Source organism: Amycolatopsis jiangsuensis (genome assembly GCF_014204865.1).
Lineage (GTDB): Bacteria > Actinomycetota > Actinomycetes > Mycobacteriales > Pseudonocardiaceae > Amycolatopsis > Amycolatopsis jiangsuensis.
This window is the reverse complement of sequence record NZ_JACHMG010000001.1, coordinates 6803770-6817754: the sequence shown is the minus strand read 5'-3', so window position 1 is coordinate 6817754 and position 13985 is coordinate 6803770. Positions and strand designations below refer to the sequence as shown.

General features: G+C 72.1%; 14 protein-coding genes. 6 read left to right on the top strand and 8 right to left on the bottom strand.

Features of this window, described 5'->3' with window-relative positions; all coding sequences use genetic code 11:
- The first annotated feature begins 49 nt into the window (after positions 1 to 49).
- Together BJY18_RS30980 and BJY18_RS30975 are read left to right on the top strand one after the other, a co-directional pair.
- A complete protein-coding gene (locus BJY18_RS30980) occupies positions 50 to 1639 on the top strand; it encodes a class I adenylate-forming enzyme family protein (protein WP_184783422.1) in 1590 nt (529 codons plus the stop codon).
- Positions 1640 to 1666: 27 nt separating this feature from the next.
- The gene (locus BJY18_RS30975; protein ID WP_184783421.1) at positions 1667 to 2974 is read left to right on the top strand and encodes an aldehyde dehydrogenase family protein; all 1308 of its coding nucleotides are present in this window, start codon (positions 1667 to 1669) and stop codon (positions 2972 to 2974) included.
- A 54-nt stretch (positions 2975 to 3028) separates the two neighbouring features.
- Here BJY18_RS30975 and BJY18_RS30970 read toward each other — a convergent pair whose 3' ends face one another.
- The 6 genes from BJY18_RS30970 to BJY18_RS30945 are packed head-to-tail and all read right to left on the bottom strand — an operon-like array spanning position 3029 to position 8573.
- A complete protein-coding gene (locus BJY18_RS30970; protein WP_184783420.1) occupies positions 3029 to 3796 on the bottom strand; it encodes a class I SAM-dependent DNA methyltransferase in 768 nt (255 codons plus the stop codon).
- Between the two features lie 60 nt (positions 3797 to 3856).
- Positions 3857 to 4819, bottom strand: a complete 963-nt coding sequence (locus BJY18_RS30965; protein ID WP_184783419.1) for an LLM class flavin-dependent oxidoreductase — start codon at positions 4817 to 4819, stop codon at positions 3857 to 3859.
- Entirely contained in the window at positions 4819 to 5100 is a 282-nt protein-coding gene (locus BJY18_RS30960) for a phosphopantetheine-binding protein (protein WP_184783418.1), read from the bottom strand. Before BJY18_RS30960 ends, BJY18_RS30965 begins: the two co-directional genes overlap by 1 nt.
- 33 nt (positions 5101 to 5133) lie before the next feature.
- Complete coding sequence (locus BJY18_RS30955; protein WP_184783417.1) at positions 5134 to 6180, bottom strand: SIS domain-containing protein; 1047 nt, start codon at positions 6178 to 6180, stop codon at positions 5134 to 5136.
- Between the two features lie 25 nt (positions 6181 to 6205).
- The gene (locus tag BJY18_RS30950; RefSeq protein WP_184783416.1) at positions 6206 to 7012 is read right to left on the bottom strand and encodes a BtpA/SgcQ family protein; all 807 of its coding nucleotides are present in this window, start codon (positions 7010 to 7012) and stop codon (positions 6206 to 6208) included.
- Positions 7005 to 8573, bottom strand: coding sequence for a pyridoxal phosphate-dependent aminotransferase (locus BJY18_RS30945; RefSeq protein ID WP_184783415.1), 1569 nt, complete (start codon positions 8571 to 8573; stop codon positions 7005 to 7007). Before BJY18_RS30945 ends, BJY18_RS30950 begins: the two co-directional genes overlap by 8 nt.
- Before the next feature lie 531 nt (positions 8574 to 9104).
- Between BJY18_RS30945 and BJY18_RS30940 the strand changes: the two genes are divergently transcribed.
- Complete coding sequence (locus BJY18_RS30940) at positions 9105 to 9845, top strand: hypothetical protein (RefSeq protein ID WP_221458036.1); 741 nt, start codon at positions 9105 to 9107, stop codon at positions 9843 to 9845.
- Between the two features lie 89 nt (positions 9846 to 9934).
- Positions 9935 to 10432: a hypothetical protein gene (locus tag BJY18_RS30935; RefSeq protein WP_184783414.1), complete on the top strand. Its 498-nt coding sequence runs from the start codon at positions 9935 to 9937 to the stop codon at positions 10430 to 10432.
- Between the two features lie 57 nt (positions 10433 to 10489).
- On the opposite strand, the gene BJY18_RS30930 is transcribed toward BJY18_RS30935, so the two are convergent.
- On the bottom strand, positions 10490 to 11512 hold the full coding sequence (locus tag BJY18_RS30930; RefSeq protein WP_221458034.1) for an aldose epimerase family protein: 1023 nt from the start codon (positions 11510 to 11512) through the stop codon (positions 10490 to 10492).
- A 26-nt stretch (positions 11513 to 11538) separates the two neighbouring features.
- A complete protein-coding gene (locus BJY18_RS30925) occupies positions 11539 to 12384 on the bottom strand; it encodes a TauD/TfdA family dioxygenase (RefSeq protein WP_184783412.1) in 846 nt (281 codons plus the stop codon).
- Positions 12385 to 12645: 261 nt separating this feature from the next.
- On the opposite strand from BJY18_RS30925, the gene BJY18_RS30920 reads away from it, so the two are divergent.
- Both BJY18_RS30920 and BJY18_RS30915 read left to right on the top strand, forming a co-directional pair.
- Entirely contained in the window at positions 12646 to 12912 is a 267-nt protein-coding gene (locus BJY18_RS30920; protein ID WP_184783411.1) for an acyl carrier protein, read from the top strand.
- A 1-nt stretch (position 12913) separates the two neighbouring features.
- Positions 12914 to 13969: a GNAT family N-acetyltransferase gene (locus tag BJY18_RS30915; RefSeq protein WP_184783410.1), complete on the top strand. Its 1056-nt coding sequence runs from the start codon at positions 12914 to 12916 to the stop codon at positions 13967 to 13969.
- Positions 13970 to 13985 lie beyond the last annotated feature (16 nt).

Sequence of the window (13985 nt, the reverse complement as noted above, 5' to 3'; positions counted from 1 at the left end):
CTCGTCCGGAGAGCCGGAAAGCCGGCGCAGCGGGGAAAGGTGCCGTTCGATGACAGTCACGGACGACGTACGCGCACACCACTACGGGGACCCGGCCGCGGTGGTACCCGCCTCGCCATGGCGTACCCCGCTGGACGGCCTCGACTGGTTTTCCGCCTGCCAGGGCGACGCTCCCTTCGTCACCGCCGTCGCGCACGACGGCACCGAGACAACCGTGAACTACCGCACCGCCGCCGCCGCGAGCCGCGCACTGGCCGGGTGGCTGTGCGCCGAGTTCGGCACCACCCGCCCCGCCGTACTCGCCTTCGCGCCGACGAACGATGTGCCCTCGGTCCTGACTGTGCTGGCCGTCCTCCGTGCCGGTTTCGGGCTGCTGATGCTCGGTCCAGCCGACCCTCCCGAGCGGCACGCCCTGCAGCTCGAGGCGGCCGGCGCGCTGGCCACCCTGCACCTTCCCGGCACCGACGCCCCGCATCCGGACTCGCGAGCACTGCCGCACTGGAGGGAGCCGGCGGAACCGGCGGCTTCGCCACCCCCGCTCGACCCGGCCGCCGACGCGCTCTACTTCGCGACGTCGGGCTCCACGGCCGCGTCGAAGCTCGTCGCCCAGACCCACGTCAACGCGGTGGCCAACGCCGAAGCCGTGCGGCGCCACCACGGTCTCGTCCGCGGCGACCGGGTGCTCGCGTGCCTACCCATCCACCACGTCAACGGCCTGCACTTCACTGTGCTCGGCACGATGCTCGCCGGTGCGCACACGGTGCTGTGCGAATCCTTCTCCCCACTTGGCTATCCCGCCACGTTGCAGACTTTCCGACCGCGGATCGCCAGCGTCGTGCCCGGCATCCTCGAAGCGCTCGTGGAGACCTGGCGCCGTCCCCGCCTCCCCGCGGAGTTCGCCTACTTCGTCTCCGCCGCGGCACCGTTGACCAGCCGCACGGCGCGGGCCGTCGCCGACCGTCTGGGAGCCCGGGTGCTGCAGGGCTACGGGCTTTCCGAGACCACGAACTTCTCCTGCACGCTGCCTCCGAGCCTGTCCGACGCCACCTACCGGGAGCTGATGCTCGAGGCGGACATCCCCTCTGTCGGGACCGCCGTCTACGGCAACGAGGTCGCGGTCCTGGACCCGGCAGGTGCTCCGCTGCCCGCGGGCGAGGTGGGCGAGATCTGCATGCGGGGCCACAACGTGATGTCGCGTTACGTGCACAACGCGAACGCGACCCGCGAAGCCTTCCGCGGCGGCTGGTTCCACTCCCAGGACCTCGGCTACCGGATCGAGCGGGACGGCCGCGGCTTGTTCGTCCTCACCGGCCGGCTCAAGAACATCGCCAAGGTCGCCGGGGAATCGGTCTCCCTCGACGAGATGGATCGCGCGCTGCGTGCCCTGCCACAGGTCCGGGACGCCGCGTGCGTCACGGTGCCGGACCGGTTCGCCGGGGAGAAGATCGTCGCCGCAGTGGTGCTTTCCGGCGAGGGCCAGACCGGCACCGCCGGGCTGACCGGCTCGCTGCGGGCGACTTTCCCCGAGGGCGTGCTGCCCTCCCAGGTGATCGCACTGCCGGCGATTCCCCGGACCACGACCGGGAAGGTGCTGCGCCCGCAGCTGCGGGACGACTTGAGCGCGCTCGGCCGAGGCTGAGCGGTTTCTCCGGGGGGCGAACTGACGATGACCGGGGAAGGGTCCGCGACCCTGCTGCTCGACCCGCGCACCGGGCAGGTCCGCGGCCTGGCACCGATCGGTGACGAGTACGCCGTGTCCGCCGTGGTCGCCGCCGCGCGGGACGGGGCACGGACGTGGTCCCGGCTGAGCGGCCCGGACCGTGCGGACCGGCTGGCCACGCTCGCCGGGCACCTCGGCGAGCGCATCGAGGAGTACGTCGACCTGGAATGTGCCGGCACGGGCAAGCCGCGCGGCGATGCCCGGCTCGAGGTGGCCGCGGGAGTGCGCCGCTTGCGCGCCTACGCCGGCGTGGCCGGGACACCACCCGCCGACGGCGCCACCCCCCTCGGGCTGGCCGGGGTGCTCGTGCACTGGTCGTATCCGCTGCTTTCCGCGCTGCAGCAGGCGTTGCCCGCCTTGGCCGCGGGCAACGCGGTAGTGGTGAAACCGGCCGAGAGCACCCCTGACTCGATGCAGCTCCTCGCCGAGAACGCGGTGGCGATCCTCGGCGCGGACGTGCTGAACGTGGTCACCGGTGACCGCCGGACCGGCCGCAGTCTGGTGGCGGGCCCGGTGGACGCGCTCTCCTTCGCGGGCGACACCGGAAGCGCCATCGACATCGCCCATGGCGCGGGGCTGCGGCCTGCGTACCTGTGGTGGGGCGGAAACAGCCCGGCGGTGGTCCTGCCCGGCGCGCCCGCGCAGACCTACCGGACCCTGGCCCGAGCACGGATGCACAACGCGGGACAGAACTTCGCCCCCGCACGGGTGATCACGCTTAGGGAGAACTACGAGCAGGCAGTGCACGGGCTCGCCGACGCAGTGGCCGGATGCCGGGCGGGAGCCGACTTCGGGCCGATGAACGGACTCGAGCAGCTCACCCTGTTCGACACCGCGGTGGCCACCAGCGACGCCGGGTTCTCCTTCGAGTCCGGGATGTGCCTCGAACCACCGGAGCGCAACGGTTTCTGGCGCGCTGCCCGGGTGCTCGCCGACCTCGCCCCGGACGCCCCGGCCGTGCGGGGCGAGGTGCCCGGGCCGATGCTGACCGTGCAAGCGGCCGCCGATCCCGAGGCGGCCGTACGGCTGGCGAACTCCTCGCCGTCGCACGCCGCCAGTGTGTGGGGCCCGGCGACGCGAGCGCTCGAGGTCGCACGAGTGCTGCGTGCGAAGGAAATCTCGGTGAACTGGGTGTCCGGGGCCGGGACCGCATTCGGTGGCGTCGATGTCCGCTGCCGTCCGGAGCACCTTGCCGCGTCGGTCGCGGACTACCGGGTTCGGCGGACCATCTGGCCGGCCCCTTCGGCCGAGTGAGCACGAGCAGAGCCGGACGGGACGTGCGCTGGCACCGTCCCGTCCGGCTGACGGTCAGGATTTGCGGGCCGCGTAGATCGCCCGGCACGGGACGTCGGTCCGCGAGCACGACCCCGAATCGCATTTGAGGTCCGCCCCGCCGAACTCGTGCGGCACCGGGGCGAAACCCGCCGCTCGCAGGGCATCGGTGACGTCTTCGTGGTCGTAGTACCAGCTCGTCAGTGTCTGGTCCACGCGCCGGGCACGGTCGCCCGCACCGAACATCCCCGACACGCGCAGCATCCCGGTGCGGGTGTCGGTGTCCCAGACGCCGCGCTTGACCACGACCGCGTCGGGGGTGTCGGTGAGTGTGACGTGGTTCCAGTGCAGGAAGTGCGTCTGCTCGTAGAGGTCGAAGACGAACTCACCGCCCGGGGCGAGGGCCGCGTACGCCGCGGCGAAGCACTCGCGCAGGTCCTCGGTGGACGGCAGGTGGTTGAGCGCGCCGTCCATGCTGACACACGCGGACACCGGCGCCGGGAGGGTGAACTCGCGGGCATCGGCCTGTGTCACCGCGAACCGGCCCGCCGCGATCGCTCCGGCGTGCCGGGCACGCGCGAGGTCCAGCATCGACTTGGACCCGTCGACGCCGTGCAGCGTCCATCCCGCGTCGAGGAACCAGGCCGCGGTCACCCCGGTGCCACAGCAGATGTCCACCGCCGTGCGGTCGGTACCGGGCACCCGCGCCAGGTGCGCGACCAGTTTCGGCGAGAACCGGTTGACCCACCCGGTGTAGCTGGTGTCGAAGAAGGAGGCGAACCCCTCCGAATAGTAGTTGCCCATCGTAGTTTCCCTTTCTCACCGGTGTGGCCGGGACATGCGGATCTGGGACGGGCCACCCGGTCACGCCGCGGCGCGCCGGCCACGCAGCAGCGGGACGACCTGGTCGGCGAAGAGCGTGACGGAGCGCCAGTCCACCGGCGGCCGGACGCCGAGCACGAAATCGGTGACTCCGAGTTCCCGGTACGGCCACAACGCTTCGGCGCACTGCGCGGGGGTACCGAAGACCAGGTACTCCGGCCACACCGGGGAATCGGGCGGGTAGCGCCGCCGCAGCCGGTCGAGTTCGCGCGGCAGCTCCGCGCGGTCCTCCACGAGCAAGGCGCGGAACGTCATCGAACGGCGGACCCGCGCCGGATCCCGGCCGGCTTCCTCGCACGCGCGGTCCAGCCGCGCGCTGCGCGCACGGTACCGGTCCGGTTCGGCGAGCAAGCTGTTCCAGACGTCTCCGTAGCGCGCCGCGGTGCGCAGCACCGGATCGCTCACCCCGCCGACCACCAGCGGCAGCCGGGCTTGCACCGGCGCGGGACGCAGGTGGGCATCGTCGAGCCGGTAGTGCCGGCCGGCGAAGGAGACCGGGCCTCCCGACCACAAACCGCGCAGCACGGCGGCGGTCTCCTCCAGCATGCCGGACCGCTCGGCGCGCGACGGGCGGGGCAGACCGTACTGGGTGTGCGCGAGATCCGCGCCGCCGACGCCGATGCCGAGTTCGACGCGGCCGTCGCTGACGTGGTCGATAGTGGCGGCGAGCGCGGCCAGCACGGCCGGGTGCCGCCACGCCACCGGGGCGACCATGAGCGCACAGCGGATCCGGCGCGTACTCGCGGCGAGCGCGGACAACAGGGTCGTGCCCTCGAAACAGGGTCCGGCCGGCCCGCCCATCGGCGGGCGCAGGTGGTCGAACACGGAGCACCAGTCGTAGCCGAGTTCCTCGGCGCATTGCCACAGCCGCAGCATCTCGTCGTAGCTCTCGTACTGCTGTCCGGAGTGGACTCCGAAGCGCATCCGCGGCACCGGCTCGGTCATCAGCGGATCCCGGTGGCCGCGGCCACCGGCTCGATCGCGGCGGCCAGCGTACGGAGGCTACCGAAGGTCTCCGCGGTGATCAGCTCGGGAGGAAGGTCCCTGCCCAGCGCGTCCTCGATGGCGACCAGCGTCGCGACGGTGCGCAGCGAGGTGAGACCGGCCTCGCGCAGCGGGCTGTCAGGACCCAGCTCCGCCTCGGTGGCCGGCAGTTGCCGCAGGACCAGTTCGCGCAGGGCCGCGACCAGTGCGTCGCCGGTCCGCCCCGCCAAGGCGTCTGCCATGTCGTCGGTCTCCTCAGGTCGGTCGGGAAGGGTTCAGCCGGACAGGTCGGCCAGAAACGGTTCGTGGCCCAGCTCGGCCGCCACGTCCGCGGCCAGGTACGGGGCGAAGACGCCGTACACGAGTGGCGCGAACTCCGCCCGCACCGGACCGGCGATCGGCACGTCCGGAGCGCCGTATTCGCCGGCTTCGCCCACGAAGCGCAGCCGCCGCCCGCGCTGCCGGGCCCGCGCGGCGAGGGCCACCGCCCGCCGGTGCGCGGTACCGGGCTGGGCGAGCACGAACACCGGCAGGTCCGCCGGGCGGCAGAAGCGCTCGACGTGCCACCACTCCTCGGTGTCCTGCCCGAGGCTCGGCAAGCCGGCGGATTCGACGATCTTGGCCGCGGCGTGCAGGGCACTGCCGTGGCTCGGGCCGGTGCCGAGGAAGATCCGCAGCGGAGCGTTCGCGACCTCGGCCGCGATCCGCGCGCAGACGGGGCGGGCCAGTGCCGCGGTTTCCTCGACCAGGTCCGCCAGCGCGCCGAGTTCGCCTGCCAGCCGTTGTTGCTCCACTGTGGACAGTACCGCCCGGCGTGTGCCGATCCCGATCGCGAGCGCCAGCAGAAGCAGCAGGCTGAGCTGGTGGGTGCGGACCCCTGGCGAGGGTTCGAGACCGGGCAGGGTCGCGACGAACGGATGTTCCGCGGCGTCGGTCAGGGCGCTGCCCGGCCGGCCGGTCACCGCGACAGTCACCGCACCCAGTTCCCTGGCCCGCCGGATCGCCTCGACCACCATCGGGCTGCCGCCGGAGGCCGAGATCCCCACGACGAGAGTGCCCCGGCCCATCCCGGGGCCCGGGTAGTCGGCGAACCGTTGCGCGGGCAGGGGTTCGCACGCGACGCCGGCGAACTTCACGAACGCCAGCGCGGCCGCGTGGGCGGCATGGTGGGAATCGCCGTTGCCGACCAACACCACCCGGCCGATCCCGGCGAAGGCGCCGGCCGCGGTCAGCTCCGTGGCCCGCGCGATACTCTCGCCGGCCCGCGCGCGCAGGTCGTCGCCGAGCCGATCCGCTTGCCGCACCAGCACTTCCGGCTTCATCCGCCGTTCCGCCCTTCCCGGCTCGTCATTCCCCCACCGCCCGGACCGCGGTCACGTAGTCGTGCACCCGCTGTTCCTCGACCTCCCCGCCCCAGCCGTCGCTTTCCAGGCAGGTGCCGACGAACGCACCGTCGGCCGCGCCCACCAGCCGGGCGGCGTTGCGGTGGTTCGTGTACCCCGCGAGCAGCACCGGCGCGGCGGGCGCCGTCTCGCGGACCGACGCGATCATGGCCAGGGTCCGGTCCTCGTCGCGGTGAGCGAGGGTGACCGCGTCGGCGCCGGCGTCGACGGCCCATTTCGCGACCTGGCCGGTGGTCTTGTCCCCGCTGAGCCACGAGAAGTGCATCGAGTCGACGTCGGCGACGAGCGCGACGTCCTCGGCCTCGATGCTGCGCCGGTAGCTCATCACGCGCAGCGGATCGCCCTCGACCAGGCCCTGTGGGCTGAGCGTGGCACCGACCAGGGTGGCCGCGCGCACGAACGACGCACCCGCGACCGTCGCCACGGCCAGCGACGCGGAGACGGCGTTGCGCATGATCTGCACACCGGTCCGGAATCCGGGCCCGGTCGCACGCACGACTTCCGAAACCACGAGCGTCATCGCCGCCACGCGGGCCGGGTCGGCTTCGTCCCCCGTCCCGTAGACCCGGTCCGCGGTCTGCACCAGGCAGCCGTCGGCGCCCCCGTTCTCCAGGGCGCGTGCCGAGCGCACGGCGGTCTCGACGATCCGGCCGAGCGCGCCGCGGCGGTGGTACGGGCTGCCCGGCAGCGGCGGCAGGTGGATCATGCCCAGCAGCACCTTGTGCCCGGCACGGGCAGCGAACTCAGGCATGCAGCACCCCCGGCACGGCGGAGGCGAGGCGGTCACCGGCCTCCGCCAGTTCCGCCCACGGCCGCGCCGTGGTCACCCGGACCACCGCGCCGGAGAAGCAGAAGTTGAGGATGCCGGGGTAGGTCGAGACACCCGTGGTGCGCAGCAGCTCGCGGAAGCACCGGTAGCTGTCGTTCCAGCCGGGAAAGTGGATCGCGGCGTTGATCGAGTACGCGGGGACGGTCACCCTCGCCGCCTCCGAGAACCGGTGACACGCGGCCTCGCGCAGCGCAGTCAACGCGTCCTCGCGTTCCCGTCGCTCCTGCCGGTAGCCCGTGTACGCGGCTGCCAGCCGATCGGCGTCGAGGTGGTAGGACGACTCGAACTCGGCGAGCTCGGCCGCGCCCGGCCGGTCGAGGCCGGTGACCAGCCAGCGTTCCATCCGGGCGAGCAGTTCCACCACCGTGTAGAGAAACGACGGCGGGCCACCGAAAGTGGTCGACGCGTGTTCGTAGTAGTCCTCGATGAACTCCCGGCCGGCCAGGATCCAGCCGATCTTCATGCCCGGTGCGGACCAGTTCTTGGACAGGCTCGACACGCGTACCACGTGGCCGGCGGCGCGGGCGGTGCCCCGGGTACGCCGCGGCCCGAGCCATTCGTGGCACTCGTCGAGGATGACCGTGGTCCGCGGACCCGCCGCGCGGATCAGCCGGGCCAGCTCGTCCTCGTCGATCAGGGCCCCGGTCGGGTTCGCCGCGGTCTGCAGCATCACCAGCGGGGTGTCGGCCGACAGGGCCCGGATGAGCGGTTCGAGCGAAATCCGGCCCGCGGTGCTGGGCAGCGGCACCAGCCGGACGTCGCCACGGCGGGCGACCGCCTCCACCAGCGGCGGGTAGTTGGGGATACCGCACAGCGCCGGGCCGGTCGGTCCGGTCCGGCCGGTGAGCAGGAAGTCGGCCAGGGTGCTCACGGTGAAGGTGCCACCCATGGTGAGCGCGACGTTGTGCCCGTCGTAGACGTCCTGGTCCATCGAGGCGTTCTCGTAGGCGGCGACGGCCTCGCGCGCCGGCACCCGGCCGCGTGAATCCGAGTAGCCGTACCAGTCCCGGTCGAGCGCGAACCGCACGCAGTCCTTCAGCGCGGCCGGCAGCCCCCAGCGTTCCTCGTCGACCGCTCCACTGGAGAGCAGCAGCTGCCGGTCGGCCGCCAGCGCACCGTAGACGTCGTCGCGGAAGTACCAGTTGAACAGTTCTTTCACGAACCGGATCGTGGCTCGCGAGGACAGCGCCTCCTCGGCGTCGACCTCGCGCCGGGGCCGCGATCCGCGCCAGAGTCCGGCCAGTTCCGGTCGCAGGGCCCGGCCTCCGAGTTCGTGCTCGACGCGGCCGAGCCACAGATCCCGCAGTGCGAAGGCGTCCCCGGGATCCGGGGCGCGGGCGATGACCTCGAGCAGCCGGTCGTCGACGTCCGGGCAGAAGGTGTCCAGGTCCGTCTCGACGGGCCGGGCGAGCGCGGCGCGGGCCCGGACCTCTTCGGGAACCGCAATGCGCCGGGGCCGAGACGGGGGATCGAACAGCGGCATGAACCGGGCTCCGTTCTGGGCCGGGGCCTGATCGGAACTCTCATCGGATCCGCAGGCGCGGGTGGGGCCGGCAGAGGACGCCGGCTGCGCGGGTGGTGCGACAAACATGGCTACGGGCGTTTTACGCCACGATTTTGGCGATATCGAGCACGTTAGCGGCTCGATCCGGACAATGGTCAACCAGCCGCTCTTCACTTACTCATCACCGGGTAATCGCCGGGAACGACACAGATTGTCCTGGGTAATCGCGAGGTATCGGAAGCCACCGGGGGGCCGCCCGGTTTTCCGCGCCGGCCCGGCACCCCGTCGTCGAAGATTCGCGCGGAACCGGCCCTGCGATTAATCGCAGATCTTTCTGACCACCGCCGTCGAACCCGCAATTACCAGTCGATGTGCGAATGGGGGATTCCGGCACTGTACAGATATCGTCCCGCCGACGTACTTTCGAGGACGGCCAGGCTCCCTCGCGGGACCACGAATCGCCGTTCACCGCCGGGCAGGATCCGGAACGCCGAGGAAAAGGATGGGTCGATGGATGCCGTTTCCCCCACCATGAAGCACACCCCGGACGAGGAGAACGAGGTCCAGGACCTCATCGGGTTCCGCGATCCCGCGCAGAACCGGGTGACGCCGGTCGCCCAGTGGCCGGCCGACATCGCCTTCGCGATCGTCGACCGGCTGGCTTCGGTGGTCCGCGAAGCGCACAAGTCCGAAGTGGCCACCACGGCCGACGCCGAGGGCATCGTGCGTGCCCAGACCTTCGAGGAGGGCGACGTCTACATGCTGGCGAGCCCCTTCGACGGGTACTTCGCCGACCGCTATCTGATGGACTTCTACGACGTCGAAGAGCGGGACATGTGCTCCCGGATGCACCTGCACACCGGGCTGCGGTTCGTGCGGATGATGACCGGTCCCGGTACCCGCATCCGCGTCTCCAGCCTGTCGCCGTTCATCGTCGGCGACGTCACCGGGGTGACGCCGTTCGCACCCGAAGCCTTCGAGGACGACCTGCCCGGCACCCCGGAGGGGCACCGGCGCACCCGCTACAACCTGATCGTGCCGGAGAACTCCTGGGTGGACATGCAGATCCCCCGTGGCACCTCGCACCAGTTCAACGCGATCGGCCCGAACGCGGTGATCGACTCGGTGCATCCCGAGGAGTCCATCGAGGTGTTCCGCGAGAGCATGCGGGACTACCGGATGATGGCCCAGACCATTTTCCTCGCCGAGGAGAAACAGGGCGCGGAGGCCTGCGCCGACCTGCCGCGGTGATCGCCGCGCGGATGCGTACGGACCGGGCCGGCCGGCCGGTACGCATCCGCGTGCGCACCCTTCGGCCACCGAACGGGAGGGAAACGACCGTGTCCCACTGGGAAGTCGCGACAGACGCCGACGAGGTCCACACGCTGCTCCGCGCGAGCGACCGGCACCAGGGCGACCGATTCGGTTCCCCGGTACCGGCGCGCAACCCGGCCACCACCGAGTCCCGGGTGCGCGCCGGGGTGGTGCAAGTGCTGCGGCACAGCGACCGCCTGGCCGCGATGTTCACGTTGACGTGGCAGCCGCCTTTCGAGGAACCGGCCGGAGTTTTCCCGTTCGCGCGCACGCCGGCGTACCTGAGCAGGCTCGCCGTCCGCCCCGACCTGGTGACCGCGGGGTCCCTCGCCGGCCTGCAGTGCCTGCGCCGCGCGGTCGGCCTCGCCCTCGAACAGGGCGCAGACGTACTGCGTGCCGAGGCGAACCCCGACCTGGAGTCCACAGTGGACACCATGGTGCTGCTGGGGTTCTCCCGATGTGACGGGGAGTTCGGCGGCGACGGAACGCCGCGCCGGGTCTACCTCCAGCACCGGCTCGGCTGACAGAGTCGGCTCGGCTGACAGCGCAGGCTCGGCTGAACCGCGCCGGCGCCCGCGGCCCTACCGCACCGGCTCGGCCGCCTCGAAGCGGTGCGTGGTCCGATGCCGGCAGCTCTCCCCCGGATCGAGCCGGGCCGACGGGTAGTCCGGCCGGTTGGGCGCGTCCGGGAACGCACCGGTCTCCAGACAGATCCCGCCGCGCGGGCGCCCGGTGAACCAGTCCCCCGTGTACACCCCGACCGCCGGCTGGTCGGTACTGACCCGCATCACCCGGCCACTGCCCGGATGCGTCAGGGTGGCCAGCACCCGCCTGTCCGGAACGACGAAACAGTTGTCCACGCGGACACCGTCGAGGGGACGGTCCACCGTGAAGTCCCGGGCCGTCCCGGCCACCGCTTCCGGCGGTCCGGGGAGCGGGATGAGGTGCTCGTCGAAGCGGACCGCCTCGGTCGCCCTCAGGTGCAGCCGGTGACCGTCCACCGTGCCCTCGCCCGCGAGGTTCCAGAACGCGTGGTTGGTCAGCCCGACCGCGGTCGGCGCCGTCGTGCTCGCGACGTGGGTGATCACCAAGGAGCCGTCGGGTTCGGCGCGGTAGGCCGTCTGCACTGTCAGCTCGCCGGGATAACCCTGGTCGCCGTCCGGGCTGGTCACCGTGAACCGCACTTCGAGCGCGTCGCCGTCCCGTGCCGCCTCGGCCGACCACACTCGCCGGTCCAGTCCTTCCGGACCGCCGTGCACGTGGTGGGGCCCCTCGTTGCGGGCCAACCGGTGACGCACGCCGTCGATGACGAACTCCGCGCCCGCCACGCAGCGGCAGTAGCGGCCGACCGTGGCGCCCACGTACGGGTTGCGCGCGCGGTCGAGGTAGGCGTCCAGGTCCGGCAGGCGCAGGCACACGTTGGCGCGGCGCCCGAACCGGTCGGCGGCCAGCACTTCCACCAACGTCGCGCCGTAGCTCCACGCGGTGATCGCGAAGCCGGTGCCGGTCTCCAATGTATAGGCATCGACGGCCGCTTCCGGCTGTCCGGCCCGGGCCGGTGCCGTGCCGACAGTCGTGCGTTCCAGCCGCGGACGTGCGGTCAAGGCCATACCTTTCCTCACGACGCCGGTCAGCGGATGCGCAGCCGCTTGAGATGACGGGGCGCGCCGGCCGGTGCGCTCCCGGCGGTCCGGCCGTGGAAGTGGCGGCGGTTGTCGATCACGACCAGCAGCCCAGGCTGCCAGTGCACGCCTTGCGCGAGCGGCGCATACATGGCCGCGTGCAGCCGCACCAAGGCGGCATCGACGGCTTCGGGTTCGTCGCCGCCGTCGTTGACCCAGTCGAGCCTGCCGCCGAGGAAGTCGCGGAACGAGAACGCCGGACGGCCCTCGTGCTCGCGCAGGATCGTCTCCCCGGGAGGCAAGTGCGCGTAACGGGTGCGGGAGAGCACTTCGCGCTCACGCGCGGACAACCGCTCCGCCACGCCGTCCATCGGCACCAGGACGGTCTGGGCGGAGGAAGGCCGGGGCCCCGGGTGGCAGCACATCAGCACGATGTACCGCGGCTGCTCGGCGGCCACCCGGCCACTTCCTTCGGAGTGCAGCGACAGCGAGTTCTCGGCGAAGGGCTGCAGCGCCACATCGTCCGTGCGCCGGTTCGCGCCGAGCAGGTTCAGGATCACGCGATGGGTCACGAACGGCTGCACCGCCGGGTCGGTTTCCTCGGTGGCAGTGCCGAGACCTGCGCCGAAGGCGAGATACTCCTCGTCTGAGAACGGTTCGTCGAGCAGCACCATGGCGGCGCCGTGCTGCCGCAACAGAGGCGCGGTGAGGGACGAGACCTCGTCCGCACGCGGTGCCGAGGTCTTGACGACCCCGTCGAACGGCTGCGGCAGCACCCGGCCGGCGTCGAGCATTTCGTACCGCGACCGCGCGTACCCGGCAGCAGCTTCTTCCTCGTACGATCCCTTCGACACCTTGACCTCCGTGTTCGGTCCTGCGGTGGGATGCGAGCCCGGCGGGACGTCCGCACCGTCACGCTAGGCGGGGCGTCGCAACGTCCCGCCCACCATCGGGTAAATGGCAGCAGCGGCCCGCTCACCGCGGGGTAACCGCCCGTGCTGAGGTAATCGCCGGGTAACCAGCCGGGCGGTACGCCGCGATTACCCGGGCGCGGGCGCGCCCGCGCTACGTTCGGGAAACCCGGACCACCGCCCGACCCGGATCTGAGGTGACCGATGAGAACCGAGGCGACCGCGGCCGAGCAGGCCCTCCTCGACCGGCTTCGCTCGTGCCTGGACGAGGTCCTGCCCGCCGAGCCGGTCCCGGCCGGCTACGACCTCATCGCCGGCGGGGTGCTGGACTCCTCCCGCTTCCTCGCGGTGTTCGTCGCACTCGAGGACCACTTCGGGATCCACATCACCGGCGCCGACATCAGCCAGGACAACTTCCGCACCCTCGAGCGGATCGCCCGGCTCGTCCGGGCCAAGCAGGAAGCCGCCTGAGGTGGCCGCGGACTTCGCGCTCACCGGCTGCGCGCCCGGGGACCACGACGAGGTCTGCCTCCTGCAGGAGACGCTGCTGCGGGGCGGGCTCGCGGGCAACGGCGCCTACCTGGACTGGAAATACCGCGCGAACCCGTATCTGGACGGCCGTTACACCGTGCTCGCCCGCACTCCCGCCGGGGAGCTGGCCGGCATGGTCGGCGTGTTCGGTTCCGGCTGGGAGGTCGACGGGCAGCGGTGCATGCTCCCGTGCCTGACCGACACGGTCGTCGCGCCGGCACACCGCAACGGGCCGGTCTTCCACGAGATGGTCGACGAGGTGCTCGCGCGCCTTCGCCGGGACAACGTCCCGTGGCTGCTGGACTTCGGCGACCAGGGCACGGTCCCGGCGATGCTGCTGCGAGGCTGGCGGCAGGTCGGCCCCTGGGGCCAGGCGGTACTGAACCGCCTGCCGGGGCACGGTTTCCGCGGCCCGTGGTCCGCACTGCCCGTCGCCCGCGGCGCGCGCACCGGGGTGCGGATCACCTCGGCCACGGCACCGGACGCCGAAGCCATGGCCGAGGTCGTCGCCGGCCTGCCCGCGGACGACCGGATTCGCGTCGCGCGCACGGCGGCGTACTTCCGCTGGCGCGCGGCGAACCCGCTGGCGAAGTACCACTATCTGATGGCCAGGTTCGATTCCGGTGCTCCGGCGGGCTATCTGGTCGCCCATCGGTCCGGTGTGGACACTGACGACGGGCCGACACCCACCACGATCGTCGACTGCGAGGCGATCGGGGCCGAGGTGCAGGCCGACCTCGTCCGCCTCGCCGGCGCGTCACTGCCCGGCACCCGGCTGCTGATGTGGACGCGCGACCTGCCGCGCTCGGTGCTGTCGTGCCTGGCCGAGCTCGGCGCCGAGTTCGTCGAGCCGACGGGCCGGCCCACCCGCGACCGGCCGCTGCCGAGCCTGCTGATCCGGGAGACCGGCGCCGCGACCGTGCCCGCCGCGCTGGCGGGCCTGGACAAGCCGGACGCGTGGGACTTCCGCGGGGTTTCCGGCCGTGGCTGGCGCTAGCCCCCGCACCCCGGGC